At 45.7% G+C, this 18,953-nt stretch carries 15 protein-coding genes; 3 read left to right on the top strand and 12 right to left on the bottom strand.

Annotation, left to right across the window (positions count from 1 at the left end):
* Positions 1–11 precede the first annotated feature (11 nt).
* The 7 genes from ASG85_RS29320 to ASG85_RS29350 all read right to left on the bottom strand — a co-directional run bounded on the left by ASG85_RS29320 (position 12) and on the right by ASG85_RS29350 (position 9,708).
* Positions 12–869: a protein phosphatase 2C domain-containing protein gene (locus tag ASG85_RS29320; protein WP_057306082.1), complete on the bottom strand. Its 858-nt coding sequence runs from the start codon at positions 867–869 to the stop codon at positions 12–14.
* A gap of 41 nt (positions 870–910) precedes the next feature.
* Positions 911–2,149: an extracellular solute-binding protein gene (locus tag ASG85_RS29325; RefSeq protein WP_057306083.1), complete on the bottom strand. Its 1,239-nt coding sequence runs from the start codon at positions 2,147–2,149 to the stop codon at positions 911–913.
* 102 nt (positions 2,150–2,251) lie between these two features.
* Positions 2,252–3,919, bottom strand: a complete 1,668-nt coding sequence (locus ASG85_RS29330) for an ABC transporter permease (protein ID WP_235549389.1) — start codon at positions 3,917–3,919, stop codon at positions 2,252–2,254.
* Positions 3,906–5,006, bottom strand: a complete 1,101-nt coding sequence (locus tag ASG85_RS29335) for an ABC transporter ATP-binding protein (protein ID WP_057306085.1) — start codon at positions 5,004–5,006, stop codon at positions 3,906–3,908. The genes ASG85_RS29330 and ASG85_RS29335 overlap by 14 nt, the downstream gene beginning before the upstream one ends.
* Before the next feature lie 74 nt (positions 5,007–5,080).
* The gene (locus tag ASG85_RS29340) at positions 5,081–6,142 is read right to left on the bottom strand and encodes an ABC transporter substrate-binding protein (protein ID WP_057306086.1); all 1,062 of its coding nucleotides are present in this window, start codon (positions 6,140–6,142) and stop codon (positions 5,081–5,083) included.
* A 157-nt stretch (positions 6,143–6,299) separates the two neighbouring features.
* Positions 6,300–7,901, bottom strand: a complete 1,602-nt coding sequence (locus tag ASG85_RS29345) for a helix-turn-helix domain-containing protein (protein WP_057306087.1) — start codon at positions 7,899–7,901, stop codon at positions 6,300–6,302.
* Positions 7,894–9,708 carry a sensor histidine kinase gene (locus ASG85_RS29350; RefSeq protein ID WP_057306088.1) on the bottom strand — a complete coding sequence of 605 codons (1,815 nt, stop codon included), beginning with the start codon at positions 9,706–9,708 and terminating at the stop codon, positions 7,894–7,896. Before ASG85_RS29350 ends, ASG85_RS29345 begins: the two co-directional genes overlap by 8 nt.
* 501 nt (positions 9,709–10,209) lie before the next feature.
* On the opposite strand from ASG85_RS29350, the gene serC reads away from it, so the two are divergent.
* Entirely contained in the window at positions 10,210–11,298 is a 1,089-nt protein-coding gene (gene serC / locus ASG85_RS29355; protein ID WP_057306089.1) for a 3-phosphoserine/phosphohydroxythreonine transaminase, read from the top strand.
* 24 nt (positions 11,299–11,322) lie between these two features.
* The gene (locus ASG85_RS38665) at positions 11,323–11,991 is read left to right on the top strand and encodes a YdeI/OmpD-associated family protein (protein ID WP_063860409.1); all 669 of its coding nucleotides are present in this window, start codon (positions 11,323–11,325) and stop codon (positions 11,989–11,991) included.
* A gap of 82 nt (positions 11,992–12,073) precedes the next feature.
* Here the strand turns inward: ASG85_RS38665 and lpdA are convergent, their stop codons facing one another.
* The 4 genes from lpdA to pdhA all read right to left on the bottom strand — a co-directional run bounded on the left by lpdA (position 12,074) and on the right by pdhA (position 17,025).
* Entirely contained in the window at positions 12,074–13,489 is a 1,416-nt protein-coding gene (lpdA, locus tag ASG85_RS29365; RefSeq protein WP_057306090.1) for a dihydrolipoyl dehydrogenase, read from the bottom strand.
* A 4-nt stretch (positions 13,490–13,493) separates the two neighbouring features.
* Positions 13,494–14,834, bottom strand: coding sequence for a dihydrolipoamide acetyltransferase family protein (locus tag ASG85_RS29370; protein ID WP_057306091.1), 1,341 nt, complete (start codon positions 14,832–14,834; stop codon positions 13,494–13,496).
* Positions 14,835–14,865: 31 nt separating this feature from the next.
* Positions 14,866–15,846 (bottom strand): alpha-ketoacid dehydrogenase subunit beta, encoded by a 981-nt coding sequence (locus ASG85_RS29375; protein WP_057306092.1) that lies wholly within the window; start codon positions 15,844–15,846, stop codon positions 14,866–14,868.
* 96 nt (positions 15,847–15,942) lie between these two features.
* Positions 15,943–17,025 carry a pyruvate dehydrogenase (acetyl-transferring) E1 component subunit alpha gene (gene pdhA / locus ASG85_RS29380; RefSeq protein WP_057306093.1) on the bottom strand — a complete coding sequence of 361 codons (1,083 nt, stop codon included), beginning with the start codon at positions 17,023–17,025 and terminating at the stop codon, positions 15,943–15,945.
* Positions 17,026–17,289: 264 nt separating this feature from the next.
* Between pdhA and ASG85_RS29385 the strand changes: the two genes are divergently transcribed.
* Complete coding sequence (locus tag ASG85_RS29385; protein ID WP_060648550.1) at positions 17,290–18,021, top strand: alpha/beta hydrolase; 732 nt, start codon at positions 17,290–17,292, stop codon at positions 18,019–18,021.
* A gap of 57 nt (positions 18,022–18,078) precedes the next feature.
* Here the strand turns inward: ASG85_RS29385 and ASG85_RS29390 are convergent, their stop codons facing one another.
* Positions 18,079–18,903, bottom strand: a complete 825-nt coding sequence (locus tag ASG85_RS29390; protein WP_060648551.1) for a biotin/lipoate A/B protein ligase family protein — start codon at positions 18,901–18,903, stop codon at positions 18,079–18,081.
* Between the last annotated feature and the right edge of the window lie 50 nt (positions 18,904–18,953).

The following is an 18,953-nucleotide window of genomic DNA, read 5'->3' on the forward strand; positions in this document are numbered from 1 at the left end:
GGCTGCTCACTCTATTCAAATTGAATCCATATCCCTGTCTTATCATCCGATACCTTGAAACGAGGGTAACGCAGGCAATCCTTATCATCTAATTCAAGATTGAACAACCAATCCGCATAACCAGCCAATGTGCTATTTGTAATAGAAGTAGTCAACTCCTGAATGACGTCAATCGGCTCTCCTCCACGTTCTGTATGCGGGAAAAGACCGTCGGTAACAAGCAGCAAGGACTTCAACTGAATGCGGTTGATTCTACCGTATTCGATGAATTCGGCCAGATGCGGTTCACCGCTCATCACGGAGTAGCCGGCCATCGTATTCATCTTCGATTTATTTTGCAAAATGATCGGTTTAACGAGTTCCCAAAGGTCCTCTCTCTTCACAATGCCCTTCTCGATGCCTTGCTCCCAAATGCGTTTGGATTCAAGATCGATATGTGCGACCTGATCACGCGAAATCGTCCGAAGCGACCCGTCCTGATAAACAGCCACGATCATACAATCTCCAACCTGTGCATAATCGATATAATTATCCTCAATTCGGATAAGAGCGAGCGAACTCGTCCACAAAGCACCTTTATCTGATGTATGGATCCCGGCTGCTTCCATTTTCTCCCTCAACCGGATATTAGCTTGAACAACCAGCTGCTTGAGATCCAAATCAGCGACATCCTCCGCTTGAAGCGACTCCAAATACTGTTTGATCACTTGCGAGGCCAAGTACCCCCCCGTTTCGTTGTTAGGACCACGAAACGGATGCAGAGAAGTTGCACCGTCCAGTACCCCAAATAAATGTAACTGTTCATTGTCAACAAGTGCATCTTCATTCCATTCACCGCTGCCCGGTAAGGATATTTTTTCTACATGCATAGTTGTACGCCACCTTCATCTCATGTCTGTATATTCTTCGTCTATTTGCGAAGCCAAGTCTCGTATTCATCCTCAAAATGCTTTTCCTTCGTATCGTTTGGTTCTTGTTCTAATTGCTCCAGCATGGATTGGGTGTAGCTCCACCGTTCGAAATCCATCTTTGCGGGCCTCTTGACCGAGAACATCCGCACCGAATCAAGAATCATCTTTTGACTCGCATTCCACTGTCCTTCTTCTTGCAGCTTTAGTAGAACATCGGACCGCGAAGGAATTAAACCATTGCTGCGCAATAAAGCATTTTGCGTGTTCTCATTGATCATATAGGAAATAAAGCTGTTAGCCGCTTTCACTTTAGTTGGTGTTGAATTTAAAACAATCATCCCATCAACGCTAGGCACAATTCCCTGTTGCTCCAGCCCAGGCAGCAACTGAGCATTATATTGGAACTTACCGCCAATATATCGTTCTACCGTCATCAGTTGTTCAGAAGTACTTAGGAATAAACCGATTTTTCCATTAATAAAATCACTTGCAGCCCGACGGTGAGTGAGCGGCTTCATAATGTTCAAACTATGAACCCACTCTCCCCACATGGATATAGCAGAGTCGAACTTACCATATTCCTCGGTTTCGCCATGGCTTTCCTTTACGTTTAAGCTCTCCAGATACCAAGGCAATTCCTTGTCGATGGCAATTCCCCAATGCCCTTTGATACCTCCGTCGTTCCCAATCAAGTTTGTTTCCATTGCAGCATTCGACACTTCATTCCATCCAGTAAACGAGCCCTTCTGAGAGTTCTTTAACAGTTCCTCTCGGTAATATAGCATCGGTATGCTCCCACCGATCGGCACTGCCCAATCCAGGTCTGAATAATGAAAAGGCTCGGTAAACGCAGGCTGCAGCTTCTTCCATTCCGGAATGGATAGATTATCTACGGGAAGCACCGCACCTGCATCCACTAACTGGGTAATCCCATAATAACTTTTAATTTCAGCGAGCTGTGGCGCCGCATTAGCGGATATTGCCGCCATCAACTCTGTAAATAAATGATCACTTGAGCGGAAGTATCTCACATCCACATCAATGTTCGGATAAGTTTGATGAAACTCATTAATAGAGGTTTCCAAGTCTTGACTGTAAACCCAGATGGATAAAGCCGTTCCACGAACAGATTCTTCGTTTGTTTTAGTCGATTTCTTATAATTAAACATAAAAGAGGTTGCAATGATAAGGATCAGTTGTAATGCTATGCCCCAAATTATCCATTTATTTAGCTTCATGGTTCCTCCCGGTAAAAGCTCATCATGACAATCATTTTCATTGTAGCACGACAAGTTTCCGAAATCATGAGCCTTCATGAAAGACGTTTCTCACTCAAGCCGTTACAACTGCAGCCCCTTCTTGCTAAGCTTATTAGCTATGATCAAGGAAATTAACGTCGTGAGTGAAAGGATTGAGGCAAGAGCTGCACCTGTACCGTAGTTAGCTGTAAATACCTCGCTGTAGATCGTCACGGTAATGGTTGCTGTCGCCCCGTAATAAAGAACAATCGTAGAACTTAATTCATTAATGGTCGTGACCCAGCTCAGAATCGCTCCGGACAAAACACCGGGTGCCATCAAACGTCCCGTTGTCTTGAAGAATGTCTTCATAGGCGGTACGCCAAGGCTGATCGAAGCTTCCTCTACGCTGCGATCCAATTGATACAAGATCGCCGTACTGGAACGTATCGTGTATGGCAGCTTGCGCACCACATAAGCGATGACCAGAATGACCCATGTCCCCGTCAGCACTACAGGAGGCTTATTAAAAGCAATGATCATGCTGATCCCCAGAACTGTTCCCGGCATGACATAAGGTATCATGATCAAGGAATCGAGCATCGCCGTCAACTTCGATTTCCTGCGAACCAACACGTAGGCAACTAACATCCCCATTACTACCATGATCACGATGGATATTAAGGAGTAGGTGTACGTATTCAAGATCGCCTTGGGTACGCGGAACAAAATTTCTTTATAACTATCTAAACTAAATCCATTTTGAAATACCGGTCCCTTTGTCTTGATGAACGAGGTCACAATGACTGTCGCCTGAGGAATAATCGATACACATGCGACCAACAAAGCAAAGCCAGTAAACAGCCATTTCTTCAGCGGCCCCAGTATTTCTACTTTCGGTGTCCGCATACCCGTCATCGTATAATTTTTGCGGGAGACAAAGTATCGTTGAAGAAACAAAATACTCGTAGAACAAATGATAAGGATTACGCTTAACGTACTAGCCATGGCGGGGTTTCCACCCATCTCACTGATGAACTGCTCATAGGCTAAGATTGGCAATACCTTGAAACCTTGGCCAAGCAGCATCGGCGTGCCAAAATCTGCAAACGACGCCATAAACACCATTAAAGCGCCAGCTGAAAGTGTAGGAAAAATCAACGGAATCGTAACCGTACGCAGCCTGTGGAAGCTTGAACGTCCCAAGCTTTCTGCCGCTTCTTCGAGCGAAGTGTCAATCGTTTTCAGTGCACCAGAAACATATAAATAAATATGCGGATAGAACTGAAGTGTAAAGACGAATACAATACCTTTCCATCCGTAAATAGAGGAGAATGGAATCCCAATATCATGCAGGAATCGTGTTAGAAAACCGTTATTCCCTAACATCAAAATCCAAGAATACGCTCCGATAAAAGGAGGGGAAAGCAAGGACATAATTACAAGAATTTGAATAATGCCTTTAAATTTCACATTGTAGCGAGTTGTGATATACGCGAGTGGAACACCTATTAGGATAGAGAACACCGTTGTAAGTACGGATACCTTCAAACTGTTCCATAGGGCACTGTAATAATACTTCAGCTTGATGAAATTCGCGTAATTGGCTAACGAGAACATCCCTTGGTCATTAAAAAAACTGTTGAACAGCAAGGAGAATAAAGGGTATACGATAAAAGCGAATAGAAAGAGATACACAAACAATGTCACCCAAGACCAGAAGTCCCATTGTTTGAAGGAGAACCACCGGCTTCTCTTAACGGCTTGCACGGTAGACCGCCTCCTTGCCGCTTTCATCAAACATCGTTGCTTTATCTAACTGTAAATTCACATAAACAACCTGTTTCACTTTACGCAGCTGATGAGGTTCTACAGCATGCTCTTGAATGTCAATCACAAAACCATTTGGAAGCTCAATTAAATAGCTAACTTTTTCACCAAGAAAAGTAACGGACTCGACCGTACCTCGAATCAAATTCTCGCCTGTGTTCTCGGATTCAAGCCGAATACGCTCGGGACGCAGCGAAAACAGCGATTTCCCTTCGTATGGCTTCAAGAGCGGCAGTCGGAAAGACGTTCCAAGCAGTTGAATCTCAGCTTCACCTTGATCGCTTTTACTGCCTCGGCACTCGGCCTCGATAAAGTTCGATGTACCGATAAAGTTAGCTACAAATTGGTTTGCCGGATAAGCATAGATGTCCTCTGGAGGCGCAATTTGTTGAATGATACCTTCACTCATTACGGCAATGCGATCGGAAACAGCCAAAGCTTCTTCCTGATCATGCGTCACGTAAATCGTTGTGATGTTCAGTTCCTTTTGCAGTCGCCGGATGTCCGATCTCATCTTGATGCGTAACTTGGCGTCGAGGTTGGACAAAGGCTCGTCCATTAACAGCAAGCCTGGACGAATAACGATAGCCCGTGCCAATGCAATACGCTGCTGCTGACCGCCGCTCATATTAGAAGGAACACGATCTCGCAAGTGCTGCAGCTGAACCATCTCCAACGCTTCCATTACGCGCTGTTCCGTTTCTTTCTTATTCACATTCCGAGCCTTTAATCCATAAGCCACATTTTCAAACACGGTCATATGTGGAAAAATCGCATAGTTTTGAAAAACCATTCCAATGTTTCTTTCATGTGTCGGCACATCATTAATCTTACGATCGCCGAAGTAAATATCGCCTTCTTCTTGACGATAGAAACCAGCAATTGTCCGCAGCAGCGTTGTTTTTCCGCATCCGCTGGGTCCGAGTAAGGTGAAGAATTCCCCTTCTTGGATGGTTAAATGAGCATCATTGACCGCCTTGGCGGTTCCGAAATATTTGGTCACGTGGTCAAAGACGATTTTTTGCATGTTATTTACCTCCGATGTCTAAGAAAAAGGTGCCTAGACCATTAAAGTAAGGCACCGCTCATTTGATCAATTCATTATTCTTGTCCGGATACAATTTTGCCAAAACGTTTAATATTTTCGTCTTTCTTGCTGGAAGCCCAATCAAAATCATAGTCGACGAGCTTGATATCCTTGGCTTGTGCGATACCTTGAATCACTTCTGCATCCTTACGAACGGAACGGCGTTTGAATTCCTTTTGAATGAGAGACTGCACGTCTTTACTAACTAGGAAATCGATAAATTTCTTCGCATCTTCCATATTTTTAGCACCCTTGATGATTGCTGCTCCATCAGGTACAGCTGAAGTTCCTTCGGTAGGATAAATAATGCCGACTTTGGCGCCGCCTTCCACATAACGATACGCTGCTTCCTCAAGCGTAACTCCAAGCGCAAATTCTTTGTCAGCTACCCCTTTATATACCTGGCCAGAGCCTGACAATACTTTACCATCCAGGTTGGTTACAAACTTCTTAATAAAACCCCAACCTTGGTCTTTTCCGTTTGCTGTCAGCATGGTGATTAATTGCGTATAGGAAGAACCGGACTTTGCAGGATCCGCATAGGCAATCTTCCCTTTCCATTTCGGATCCAGTAGATCTGTCCAACCCTTTGGCTCCTCGCCTGCTTTAACCAGCTCTTTATTGTACATGATGATCATTGGCAGTGCGGCAAATGGTGTCCACACATTGTTTTTGTCTACATATTGCGAAGAAATATTGTCATATTCCTTTGTTTTGTAAGGTTCAAAATATTTTTTGTAGGCTTCAAGTGAATCAGCTCCTCCAGCCCAAAATACATCGCCCAGCGGATTGGTTGCCTCGGCTTGTACACGCTTCAGGAGGTCTCCTGTACCACCGGAAATCAACTGTACCTCAATGCCTGTACGATCCTGAAACTCCTTAATAATCGGGTTATTAAGCTCTGCTGCATTCGGGGAATACAAGGTAAGCTTACCACCCGTTTTTGATGAGGGTTGACTAGTCGCAGGTTGTCCAGAAGATTCGGCCGGTTTCGCCGTTGGGGTCTCTTTTGCACCGCATCCGATCAGAGAACCGACAAGCAGCAGGGATAAAAGACTCGTTAGTGATTTTTTCATTTTGTTAACCCTCCATATGATTTGTGTCTTTATCTTTCTAGTTTTACTATACGTTCAGATGAAAGCACTCTCAATGTGACGAATTTTCGTATTTGTTGAAATTTTTGCTCAAAATAAAAACTCCACCAAGTCATGAAGTGGAGAATTCCTATTATGCCTATAGCGGAAGGCTCTCAATCCCGAGCCGTTTACGAAACTCTGTAGGAGTTTCCCCTGTATACTTGCGAAATAGTTGGCTGAAATATCGCGGATCCTGGTAACCGACTTGTACGGATACCTCATAAATTTTAAGACGGGGATTCGTCAGAAGCTCCTTTGCTTGTTGTACTCGAATCAAAGTCACATATTCAAGAAAGCTGGTTCCAACCTGCTTTTTAAACAGTCTACTGAAGTAGCTTTCACTCATATGATAGCGCTCTGCGATACCTTGCAGAGATATATCTTCAGCGTAATGCTTTCGGATAAACTGCTCGATCTCTTCAAACCCGCTCTTCTTTTGAGGATCGGATTGCTCCGTACATTGCCGGTTCCACTCAAATAACGTTTCGTTTAAGCGAATCAGCCATTGTTCAAGCGAGTCATCCACTCGTTCAGCTGATGTTAGGAGTAACCCGCTATCGATGACGATGTTATGCAATTCGTTATCTCTCAGCAGGAGGGAATTTAACGTTACGATAAATTCGAAAAAGCTTCTTCTTGCCGTAAGTCCATCTTCATAGAGGTGTATGAGATGCGAATACCACAACCGAGTGTGGACTTCGATGGATGAAGGACTTCCCCATTTGACCAATTCGATCAATTCCTTCAGCATGGTGTGATTTACACTTACCGTTTCTTGCTGCCGTTCGATATCTTCAAACCATATCAATTTCTCGCCACCTAAAAAGACAGTTTGATACAAGGCACGCATGGCTTGAATATAGGCAGCCGGAATCAAATCGATCGTTGCAAACGAATGGCTGACCGTTAGAACGCATCTTTGCGCAAAGGAAGATAATAACAACATTAGGTTATCAAATAAGACGGCCAGATTATCTCGTTCAACTTGACGATTGACCAGAAGCGCATAACGCGTCTCGTTTATTCGTACCAAAGTAAGGGTGGACAGTTCTTTAATCCGTTCCTTGATCTGATCACGGAGATGGCTGCTATCCGTCCCCATATCTTTAAGACCGTCCATTTGCAGCAATAAAACGCGATATGGAGGGATAACAACTCCGTCTTCTTTGTTTTCTATCCCTGTGCCAAACTCTACAAACCATTCTTTTTCAAGCGTTCCCGCATAATCCAGCATAAGATCATAGAGAACCTTTTCTTCAATCAGCGGCTGCTCCCATCCATACTTAAGCTTCAATCGCTCCTGCTGTGATTGCAATCGGCGTTCCTCATCAAGCTTGGATGTAATGCGTCCAATAACTTGGATGAGCTCGTCCGGATTGGTAGGCTTAAGCACAAAATCAGCAGCCCCCAGCTTAACTGCCTTCTGGGCATATATAAAATCATCGAAACCTGTCAGAAATACAATTTTCACTTGTGGCAGCATCTCCGCCACTTTCTCAGCAAGCTGAATGCCGTCCATTGCAGGCATCCGAATATCCGTCAGCAGGATGTCTGGCGGGTTAGCTATAACTCCTTCTAAACCTGCTTGTCCATCCCTTGCTTCGCCAATCACGGTACAGCGCATTTCTTCCCAAGGAATTGTCAATTTCAGCCCTTGCAAGACGAGCCACTCATCCTCCACTATGAATAGTTTATACACGATGATCCTCTCCTGAGCGCATAATGGGAATTTCGATAAGAATAGTCGTTCCTTGCATGATCTCACTCTCGATTTCAAAGCGATAGTTCGAGCCGAAGTATAGCTGAAGCCGTTTGATCGAGTTTTCCAGTCCAATACCTGTATTCTGCTCACTATCCGATACGTATTTGCCGCTAAGAATACGTTCCACCATTTCTGATGACATACCTACACCGTTGTCTCGGATTTCGAAGCGTACACATTCCCGGCTCCGCCATCCCCTAATGGAAAGCAGCCCTTTTCCCGGTTTGATCTCTAATCCATGTGTGATGGCATTTTCGACGATCGGTTGAATCAACAGTTTGAGCGTATATAAGGACTCGATTTCTTCATCAATATGAATCTCGACTTCCAACTTGTCCCCATAGCGCATCTGTTGAATGATTAGAAAATTGCGGATTTGATGCATATCTTCCTTTACTTGGATGAAGGGTTGACCTTTGCGGATACTAAACCGCAGCAACTCTCCAAGCGAAATAACCGTTTGACTAATATCCGTCATTTTATGAATTCGTGCCATCCAATTGATCGAATCCAGAGCATTATAGAGAAAATGCGGGTTGAATTGAGCATGAATCGCCTTGATCTCTGCTTCCTTCAACATCAATTGCTTCTTGTAGACCTCATCGATCAACTGCTTGATCCGCTGTACCATTTTATTAAAACTGAGACCTAACTGCCCGACCTCATCCCTATATTTGGAAGAAAATGCAACGTCCATGTTGCCGTTTTCCACCAGATACATCAGTGATTTCAGCTTCCGCAGCGGATTCGTAATCGTCACCGATAACACATAGGCAACCCAGCAGGACACAACACCGAACAAGATCATAATAAATAACATCAAATTTCGGATGCTGATGCTTTCCTTTGTCAAAACGGCAACTGGCACAATACTAACCAGCTTGAATCCCGTAATCTCAGAAGTATCGTAAATGACCATAACAGGGGCAGAACCTTTGCTGGGTGGTTCGAAAAATCCTTTGTTACCTGATAATACTTTATCTAAATAAGGTTCGTTTAACTTCGTGCCCACGATATGCTTGGAAGGCGTACTCGAAATGACATACCCATTTCGATCCAACAGCAGCATTTGTCCGCCAGGCTGTAAATGGGCCTTATTATACTTGTCAGCCAAAGCGTTCTCCATAATATCCACGATCATGAAACCGAGCGGTTTGTTCGTTTCAATCTTCTTCAGCAGCCTGCCGCTGCTTAACACAATGCCGAAGTCCTCTGTCTTCTTCATGCTGTAATGCGTATCCCATATGATATTGCCGCCTGCCAGCCGCATTTTACGAAACAATCCCCAATTCAGGTTATAATCGTCGTACTGACTAGGAAGAAGGTTGCCTGTAAAATAACGATCCCCGTTCTCCCCAAGCAGGTAGATGGCGATATTCCAGTTTTTGAAACCCAGGAAGGTATCGAGAATATCATTGACCCTCTTCTCATCCTGCTGCTTCTCCGCTAATGTTCTGCCCTGATCTTTAGACAGTATATCTTGTATTTCTCTATTACTATAAATGTACATGGTCAACTGTTCGATATCTTTAACGAAATAATTCAAGCTGTAATTCACTTGAGACAAGCTTTCAAGAATCGTCTTGCTCACTTGCGTTTGTACGACCTGTGACGATTTGTAATAGGAGAAAGTTCCCAGAATGGATAAGGGAATTATAGCCAACGGAAGGAATAGGATAATGAGCTTTTTCTGAAGGCTTGTTCCAAGTAAATAGTTCTGTACTCGATTTCGAAAATTGGACATAACCTCACTCCCTCCGTTTATTTCAATCGTCATTATCTTTATCTAATGAATTCTCTTCAATGACAAGAGTACAGGACAATAGTATGAACTTCAACCCCTACATGAAAAACGGAACGACTGGAAACTCACCAAAATGATTGACCTTTTCTACAAATAAGCTTATACTTCTACTCAATATACATACTTGATCGTGCCTATGATGAGATTCCAACTCGGAGGCGTTTTCGCCAAGAACAACCCTTTGCGCTCAGCAAAGTGAGTCATTCTAAGTTAACCGGCACCGCCCGTTACCGCGGAACCAAGTGGAGAAGCATTCACCAGAATGTTTCTTAAATTGGGTGGCACCGCGAGCAAACGCTCCTCGTCCCAATCGGATGAGGGCGTTTTTTGTGTTTTTTTCGGGGCCCCCGCAAAGTAATTGGTATATGCTTCGAAGGGTACACATCACTTTGTGGGGTAATTGCGTTCGTTTTACCACATTCATACGGGAGGTAATTAGAAATGACGAAACGACGGTACAATTTTAACCCAGGACCCGCTGCACTGCCTTTGGAGGTACTTGAAGAGGCACAAGAGCAATTTGTGGACTATCAAGGGACAGGTATTTCACTGCTTGAAATGTCTCACCGAAGCCAAACGGTTGAGGATCTGAATCAGGAAACCCAACAGCTTCTTCTGAAACTACTTGGCCTGCCTAGCGGGTATGAGGTGCTTTTTATGGGTGGTGGGGCGAGCACACAGTTCGCTCTCCTTCCGTTAAACTTTTTAAACACGAATCAGACGGCCAACTATGCATTGACGGGGAGCTTTTCGGAAAAAGCTTATAAAGAGGCTTCTTTTGTTGGCCACACACGTGTAGTAGCAAGCTCCAAAGACCAGCATTGGCGTAGTATTCCTGAGTTATCTGCAGCCCAACTAGCACCTGATTCAGCATACATTCACATCACTATGAATAACACGATTGAAGGTTCCCGTTACAATGAAATTCCAGAGGTGGGCAGCACGCCCCTCGTAGCCGATTTAACGAGTGAAATCCTCGGCAGAAAGCTGGATCTAGAGCGGTTTTCGATGATTTATGCCGGCGCTCAGAAAAATCTGGGACCAGCAGGCGTTACAGTTGCCATCATCCGCGAAGACTGGCTGGAGAAAGCTTCCAAGAAGATCCCTGAGATCATGCGCTATGAAACATTCGCCAAAAACAAGTCACTGTTCAATACGCCGCCTGTTCACGCCATTTACATGATGAATTTAGTGCTAAAATGGGCAGTGAACAAAGGCGGCGTAGAGCAATTAGAACAACTTAATCGCATAAAGTCTGGCCTAATTTATGATGTTATTGATCATAGCGGCGGATTCTACAACGGAATTATCGAAGTTAGCGATCGCTCGCATATGAATATCACTTGGCGTATGGCGAATGAAGAAATCGAGCGTCAGTTTATCAAAGAATCAGAGGCTAACGGCTTTGAAGGTTTGGCCGGTCATCGAAGTGTAGGGGGTCTGCGCGCTTCGGCATACAATGCTGTTCCATTTGAAGCCTGTCAGGCTTTAGCTGATTTCATGGTAGATTTTGCACGAGGAAATGGTTAAATGATAAAGAAATGAGGAGGTTCAATGGAAAACGCACTCGCTAAGAAGCTACGTTTAGGAAGTTGTAAACGAGCACTCATCATGAACGCGCCGGAGGGTTATCTTGATATGCTGAATCCCCTCCCTGAAGGCGTTCTGCTGACGGACCGATTAGAAGGCACTGAGGCTTATGACTTTGTCCAAGTATTCGTCCATACGCTTACTGAGGTCCAGCAGCTGGCTCCCAAAGCCATTGAGGCCGTAACACCTGAGGGTATGTTATGGATTAACTATCCCAAAGGAACCTCTAAAATAAAAACGGACATTAATCGCGACTCTGGCTGGCAAACGGTCACCGATTTGCATTTTGAAGGCGTTAGTCTGGTGTCCATTGACGAGACGTGGTCAGCTATGCGGTTTCGCCCTATCGGCCTCGTGAAGACGCCGCGCAGCGAACGATTAGCTGACCGGGCAAATGTTAAAGCAGAATCAGCCCCCGGTGAGAAAGTGGTTATTGTACCGGATGATCTCGCAGAAACTTTTCGCGTGAATCCTTCGGCTGCTGATTTCTTTGCAACGCTTTCCTACAGCAACCGCAAGGAATACGCGCAGTGGATTACGGAAGCCAAACGTGAGGAAACACGCAGCACGCGAGTCGTCAAGACGGTAGAGAAGCTGCAGCAGGGTATCAAAAATCCTAGATTCAAAGAATAAAAAAAGAGTCCCGTAGAGCGGCAAATGCCAAACTCTCGGGACTTTTTATCTAAAGGTGTGGAAACTAAAGGAATAAAGCTAATTATTTACCAAGTTGGTGAATCGGGTGACCAAGCGCACCTTCCGCGGCATCCATGATCATTTCTGTCAATGTTGGATGTGCATGAATCGTAAGTGCGATGTCCTCCAAGTTAGCGCCCATCTCAACGGCAAGAGCAAGCTCACCGATCAAGTTAGATGCTTCCGGACCAACGATTTGACCACCAAGCAGTTGGCCTGTTTCTTTGTCGCCGACAAGCTTCACAAAACCTTGACCTGCATTCAAAGAGTTAGCGCGACCGTTAGCGGCATAAGGGAATTTACCAATTGTAACATTGATGCCTTGTGCTTTGGCTTCTGTTTCACTTAGACCTACGCCAGCAATTTCCGGATCCGAGAATACAACAGCAGGCATTGCTTTGTAATCTACGATGCTGGAGTGACCTGCGATCACCTCAGCAGCCACTTTAGCTTCATAGGAAGCTTTGTGTGCCAATGAAAGACCAGGTACAACATCACCAATCGCGAAGATATGCGGAATGCTCGTTCTGCCTTGGTTATCCACTTCAATCAAACCGCGGTCCGTCATTTTCAAGTTGATGAGATCAAGACCAAGCTCGCCATCTGTATTCGGACGACGACCAACGGTGACTAATACGTAATCCGCTGTTACTTGCTTCTCTTCGCCTTTTACAGTGAACGTGACAGTAACGTCGTTTTCTGTCTTTGTGCATGATTGTGCCAAAGCTTCAGTATGAACCTCTACGCCAACTTTATCCAGACTGCGTGCAACAAGCTTCGTAAATTCTTTCTCGAAGCCTGGAAGCACATGATCGGAGCCTTCAAGCACGGTTACTTTTGTACCGAACTTCGCATACGTTTGACCTAGCTCAATTCCGATGTAGCCGCCGCCGATAACGACCATGCTTTTCGGAATTTCAGGCAAGTTCAACGCTTCCGTGGAAGAAATGATTCTTCCGCCGTAAGGGAATGCTTTCAGCTCGATCGGACGGGAACCCGTCGCGATAATGCAGTGCTTGAAGCGGTAGCGAGGAGCTTCTGCATCATTGAACACACGTGCTTCATGCTCATTGATGAACATCACTTCGCCTTGGAACGTTTGAATCTTGTTGCCTTTGAGCAGCGCGCCAACGCCGCCCGTTTGTTTGGCAACAATGCTGTTTTTCCATGCTTGTACCTTTGCAAAGTCCACTTTCACGTTCTCTACAGAGATACCCATGCTGTCAGCGTGCTGAGCATGCTCATACGTGTGAGCAGCGGAGATCAAAGCTTTGGATGGGATACAGCCGCGGTTCAAGCACACGCCGCCCCATTCCGCTTTATCAACAATCAGAACGCTTTGACCAAGCTGAGCAGCACGGATGGCCGCTACGTAACCGCCGGGACCTGCACCAATGACCAACAAATCAATATCTAAAGAAGCATCTCCTACTACCATATTGTTACACCTCCAAGACGAGAAGCTCTGGATCAGCCAGAAGCTGTTTGATGTAGTTCAGGAAGCTTTGTGCTGTCGCTCCATCCACGATACGGTGGTCGAAGCTCAAGGAAAGCGCCATTACCGATGCTGCAACGATTTGTCCATTTTTCACAACTGGTTTCTCTGTGATACGGCCTGCACCCAGGATCGCAACTTCAGGGAAGTTGATAACCGGTGTGAAGAACATACCGCCTACGGAACCGATGTTCGTAATGGAGATCGTGCCGCCTTTCATTTCGTTCGGAGCCAATTTGCCTTCGCGTCCGCGAACGGCCAGATCTTTAATCGAAGAAGCGATCGACCATATATTCTTGCGGTCTGCATCATGGATAACAGGAACGAGCAATCCGTTATCTGTATCTGTTGCAATTCCGATATTGTAGTACTTTTTGTAGACGATTTCTTGTTTCTCTTCGTCGATCATCGCATTGAGCGCTGGGAATTGGCGACAAGCCGCAACCAATGCTTTTACGATGAAAGGCAGGTAAGTCAGCTTCACGCCTTTTTTCTCGGCGAGTGGCTTCGTGCGCTCACGCAGTGCGACAAGTGCCGATACGTCGATTTCGTCCATCAATGTCACGTGCGGAGCCGTGTACACGGATTTAACCATAGCGTTCGCGATAATTTTACGGATTCCTTTGAACGGAACCCGTTCTTCGACGCGATCGCCTACGACAACCTGCTGCGCAGCCACTGATGACGGTGTCGTTCCGCCAGCTGCTACTGATGACGCAGCTGGTTCTGCTGCTTCCGGAGCCGCGGCAGCGCCGTCATCAGTGTTAAAGCCGAGCACGTCCTCGCGTGTTACGCGGCCGTGCTTACCTGTAGGCGTCACCTCTGCGAGTGTGATGCCTTGCTCTCTTGCGAGCTTGCGTACGCTTGGCGTCGCAAGCACTTCGCGGCCTGCGCCAGCGCTTGGCGCGGCTGCTGCTGGAGCAGCAACTGCAGGCGCTGCTGTAGGTGCCGGTGCTGCCGCCGCTGGGGCAGCAGTTGGAACCGCTGCAGCTGCAGTCGCAGCATGGCTGTCGGTCTTATGATGCATGGATTCAGCAGGCAGTTCGCCTGTCACTTCAATTGTCATAACGAGCTCGCCAATATTACAAACTTGTCCTTCCTTTACGGCAACGGAAACGACTTTACCTTCAACCGGACAAGGAACTTCAACTACTGCTTTATCATTCTGTACTTCCATAAGAATCGATTCGTCTGTTACGGTGTCACCCGCTTTAACCAACAGCTTTACGATCTCGCCTTCATGAATGCCTTCACCAAGCTCTGGAAACTTGTATTCAAACAAAGCCACGTGCACAACCTCCTATTACCTTCGACTGTGATTAGAATTCGAGTACTTGATTAATGCCTGCAATGACACTTGCTGGACTAGGCAACCAAGCGTCTTCGATTTGAGCGAACGGATAGATTGTATCTGGCGGTGCAATACGCAAGACTGGAGCTTCCAGATGCAGGATCGCTTTTTCATTAATCTGTGCAATAACCTCTGCCGCTACACCGGATGTTTTTTGTGCTTCTTGTACGATAATCGCACGGTTTGTTTTCTTGATCGAAGCTACAATTGTTTCGATATCAAGAGGAATCAGTGTACGCAAGTCGATAACTTCAACTTTCACACCTTGTGTTTTCTCGATCTCTTCCGCTGCTTTCACAGATGTGTGAACCATAGCGCCGTAAGTAATAACCGTCACATCTGAGCCCTCGCGAACAACATTTGCTTTACCAAGCTCAATGGTATATTCGCCTTCTGGTACTTCTGCGCGGAATGCACGGTATAAGTTCAGATGCTCCATGAAGAAGACAGGGTCATTATCGCGAATCGCGGAAATGAGCAGTCCCTTCGCATCGTAAGGGTTGGAAGGAACAACAACTTTAATACCTGGCGTTTGAACAAGCAAACCTTCGAGTGCATCCGTGTGAAGCTCAGCCGCTTTAACACCGCCACCAAAAGGTGTACGGAATACGATTGGAGCGTTGTAACGGCCGCCGGAACGGTAACGCATACGAGCTGCTTGCACGCAAATTTGGTCCAGCGCTTCATAAATAAAACCTACGAATTGAATTTCTGCAATCGGACGAAAGCCTTGAACTCCTAGACCAACCGCAAGTCCGCCGATAGCTGATTCAGCAAGAGGCGTATCGAATACGCGCTCTTCGCCGAATTCTTTCTGTAAACCTTCCGTAGCACGGAATACGCCACCAACATGGCCAACGTCTTCGCCGAACAAAATTACATTAGGATCTCTTTCCAGTTCAACGCGCATTGCGTCTTTTATCGCTTGAATCATCGTCATTTGTGCCATGACTTCTCCGTGCCTCCTAATTGTTTTCGTGAGAAAACTTGCTTCGTAAGCTTAAGCTGAGTTTTTCGCTAGAAAAACTGGCATCGTAAGCCTGATTTATTTAAACGCTTGCTTCTGTTCTTCGAGATGTGCCGGTGTTACTTCGAACATAGAGTCAATTAGGCCTGGAACCGTCATTTTCTCTGTTTCTTCCGCTTTTTTGATATGTTCAGCAACCGTTGCTTTCGCTTCTTCTTTCACTTGAGCTTCTTCTTCTTCGCTCCAAAGACCTTTTTTAGTCAAGAACAGACGCATGCGCGTAAGCGGATCCTTAGGCTCCCAGTCACTCTCTTCATCTTTGGTTCGGTATTTCGTCGTATCATCCGCCAAGGAATGCGGACGGTAACGGTAAGTTAATGCTTCAATCAACGTAGCGCCTTCGCCTCTGCGTCCTCTTTCAGCAGCTTCGGTAACAGCTTGAACAACAGCCAATACGTCCATTCCGTCAACTTGCACGCCTTTGATACCGGCAGCAAGTGCTTTATGCGCCACAGAAAGCGCACCTGTTTGCTTCGAATAAGGAGTCGTAATTGCATAACCGTTGTTTTGTACAAAATAAATGACAGGCAGCTTGAATGCTCCTGCAAAGTTCATGCCTTCGTAGAAATCGCCCTCGGAGCTTCCTCCGTCGCCTGTGTACGTAATCGCAACACGCGGTTGGTTACGTTTCTTGAATGCCATAGCTACACCGGTAGCATGCAAAATTTGAGCTCCGATGATGATTTGCGGCATAAGCACGTGTACATCCTGCGGAATTTGTCCGCCATGCTGATGACCGCGGGAATACAAAAATGCTTGATAAAGCGGAAGTCCGTGCCAAACGAGCTGCGGCATATCGCGGTAACCCGGGCAAATGAAATCGTCTTTATTTAATGCAAATTCACTACCGATCATCGAAGCTTCTTGTCCGGATACCGGAGCATAGAAACCAAGACGTCCTTGGCGACCAAGATTAACTGCTCTTTCGTCCCATACGCGGGTGAATACCATTCTTCTCATTAGTTCTTTCAATTGGTCGTCACTAAGTTTAGGCATTTTGTCGGAATTAACAATGGTGCCATCTGGAGCTAGAACCTGTAAAGGCTCAACCTTCTCTGTGGTCACTTCATAATTCGCTTGGCTGACAAGTGGCTTACTCATACCATTTCACCTCTTATATGATTTTGATGCCTGCTAGCTTCACTTCTGTTATAGTATTATTATAAACCTGTTTTTGTGAATTGTACACCAGCATCCCTGTGGTATATGACCTTTTTTCAACAGAGTGAATAGTACAGTTCCCGAAAATATATAATACAGTTAACACAAAATTTACAACTGCTATAATACACATTACCCTCTAAACGACAAGCTTACACTTGCTACATGAAATTAGGTCTAAGAGAAAGTTAAAGGAGCACAACCATGTCGGATGACTCTCGCTTTTATAAAAGAACGATTGTGAAAGATGAACTCACCTCTGTCCTTCTCGGAGAAAATCGCACCCTGCGCATTTATCTCCCTCCCGGATACAACGAACTGCTCTCCTATCCGGTCATTTATTGCCAAGATGGTGAGCAATTCTTTAATTTCGGCCGAATTGCGACTACGATCACACGCTGTATTCTAGATGAAGGCTTAGAGCCCGCCATTGTTGTCGGTGTGGATGTGAATAATAGTAACCGCACTTCGGAATATGCGCCTGAGGGTGAACGCCATGATGTGTACTGCCGTTTTTTCGCAGAGGAACTCCTCCCTTATGTAGAAAGCCGATATCCGATTCGATCCGAACGGAACGAACGCATTGTGGCGGGTGATTCCCTTGGTGGGACCGTGTCCTTGCATCTCGCCTTAGATTATCCTAGCCTTTTTTGCCGTGTTATATCCTTATCGGGCGCATTTTTCGACATTACCAGAGAACGTATCAAGGCAGAGGACGACTTATCGTGGCTGGAGCTGTATATGTTAATTGGCTTGGATGAGACAGATGTAAAAACGGAACGAGGGACTTTTGATTTCGTAAGAGAAAACCGTCTAGCCAAAACTGAGATGGAAAATAAAAATGTTACCCTTCACTATATCGAGAAGCCTGGGAAACATTTATGGGGATTTTGGCAAGGAGAGTTGGACGCGGCCCTGCATTATTTTCTAGCATGATAACGTTAAAAAAGCGGTCCACTTTCCGTCTCCTGACGCAAGTTGGGCCGCATTTATTTATACTTTAATCGCATAACGCTGCTTCAAAAGCTCCATCATACCCTGTATCTGATCTTCACTCGGATAGCCCGGGATATCCCTAGGACTCTGTACTTTTACTCCTTTTGCGACCATCACCTGTACCAAATTGTCTGTGAAACGCGTTGCACTTAACTCTATATGTAAACATTCCGATAAACTCGCCATACTTCCTGGCGCCACTGCCGGATAGTCGTTTGGTGATGCAGAACCCGCCGCGCGCTCGTAAAAGCTTCTTGCCAAAGATGCTTTTGCTTCGCCCAAACCTTCCACGATAATGAATGCTTGAACCGATAAGGCATGCTGTTGTCTGCGCTGTGCAATGCCGCAAAACTTACGTCCACCAACACTCAGATCGAATTCCCCCGGACAAAATGAACCCATCACTTCACCCTGATCGATACGGTTGGTTATTGTACTCATGACATCTCTTATCAAAGCTACCATTAAATCGAAATCCTTGCGATGCTCCATGTCACCCGCACTTTTCGGTAACAACAGGGATACATTCACGACGCCCAAATCGAGAGGCACTGCTGCACCTCCAGAGTTTCTTACAGCCGTATCAAAGCCTTGACTTAGCAGCCAATCGTTAGCTTCGGCCGCATTTGGTAGGCGACTATCTCTCAGTCCCATCACAAAGGCTCGTGGGTGCCTCCATACGTGCAGAATCGGCGGTGCTGTTTTACCTATTGCTCGACATAAAAGTTCTTCCAGAGCAAAAGCATATAAAATCGGTTGCGCTGCAGTTTCACCGGATCGATCATGAATGACCAATGAAGAGGGTAGTTCTAAAGTCGTCATTTGCTTAATCTCCTGAGCCTACGATTTGTATCCATGTACAGAATTGTAAG

This window comes from Paenibacillus sp. Soil724D2 (assembly GCF_001427935.1).
Taxonomy (GTDB): Bacteria; Bacillota; Bacilli; order Paenibacillales; family NBRC-103111; genus Paenibacillus_E.

Excerpts from the sequence above, each read along its gene's own strand:
- ASG85_RS29320 (WP_057306082.1), bottom strand. The coding sequence starts at position 869 with ATGCATGTAGAAAAAATATCCTTACCGGGCAGCGGTGAATGGAATGAA.
- serC (WP_057306089.1), top strand. The coding sequence starts at position 10,210 with ATGACGAAACGACGGTACAATTTTAACCCAGGACCCGCTGCACTGCCT.
- ASG85_RS29335 (WP_057306085.1), bottom strand. The coding sequence starts at position 5,006 with ATGCAAAAAATCGTCTTTGACCACGTGACCAAATATTTCGGAACCGCC.
- ASG85_RS29340 (WP_057306086.1), bottom strand. The coding sequence starts at position 6,142 with ATGAAAAAATCACTAACGAGTCTTTTATCCCTGCTGCTTGTCGGTTCT.
- ASG85_RS29385 (WP_060648550.1), top strand. The coding sequence starts at position 17,290 with ATGTCGGATGACTCTCGCTTTTATAAAAGAACGATTGTGAAAGATGAA.
- pdhA (WP_057306093.1), bottom strand. The coding sequence starts at position 17,025 with ATGAGTAAGCCACTTGTCAGCCAAGCGAATTATGAAGTGACCACAGAG.
- lpdA (WP_057306090.1), bottom strand. The coding sequence starts at position 13,489 with ATGGTAGTAGGAGATGCTTCTTTAGATATTGATTTGTTGGTCATTGGT.
- ASG85_RS29390 (WP_060648551.1), bottom strand. The coding sequence starts at position 18,903 with ATGACGACTTTAGAACTACCCTCTTCATTGGTCATTCATGATCGATCC.
- ASG85_RS29375 (WP_057306092.1), bottom strand. The coding sequence starts at position 15,846 with ATGGCACAAATGACGATGATTCAAGCGATAAAAGACGCAATGCGCGTT.
- ASG85_RS29325 (WP_057306083.1), bottom strand. The coding sequence starts at position 2,149 with ATGAAGCTAAATAAATGGATAATTTGGGGCATAGCATTACAACTGATC.
- ASG85_RS29350 (WP_057306088.1), bottom strand. The coding sequence starts at position 9,708 with ATGTCCAATTTTCGAAATCGAGTACAGAACTATTTACTTGGAACAAGC.
- ASG85_RS38665 (WP_063860409.1), top strand. The coding sequence starts at position 11,323 with ATGGAAAACGCACTCGCTAAGAAGCTACGTTTAGGAAGTTGTAAACGA.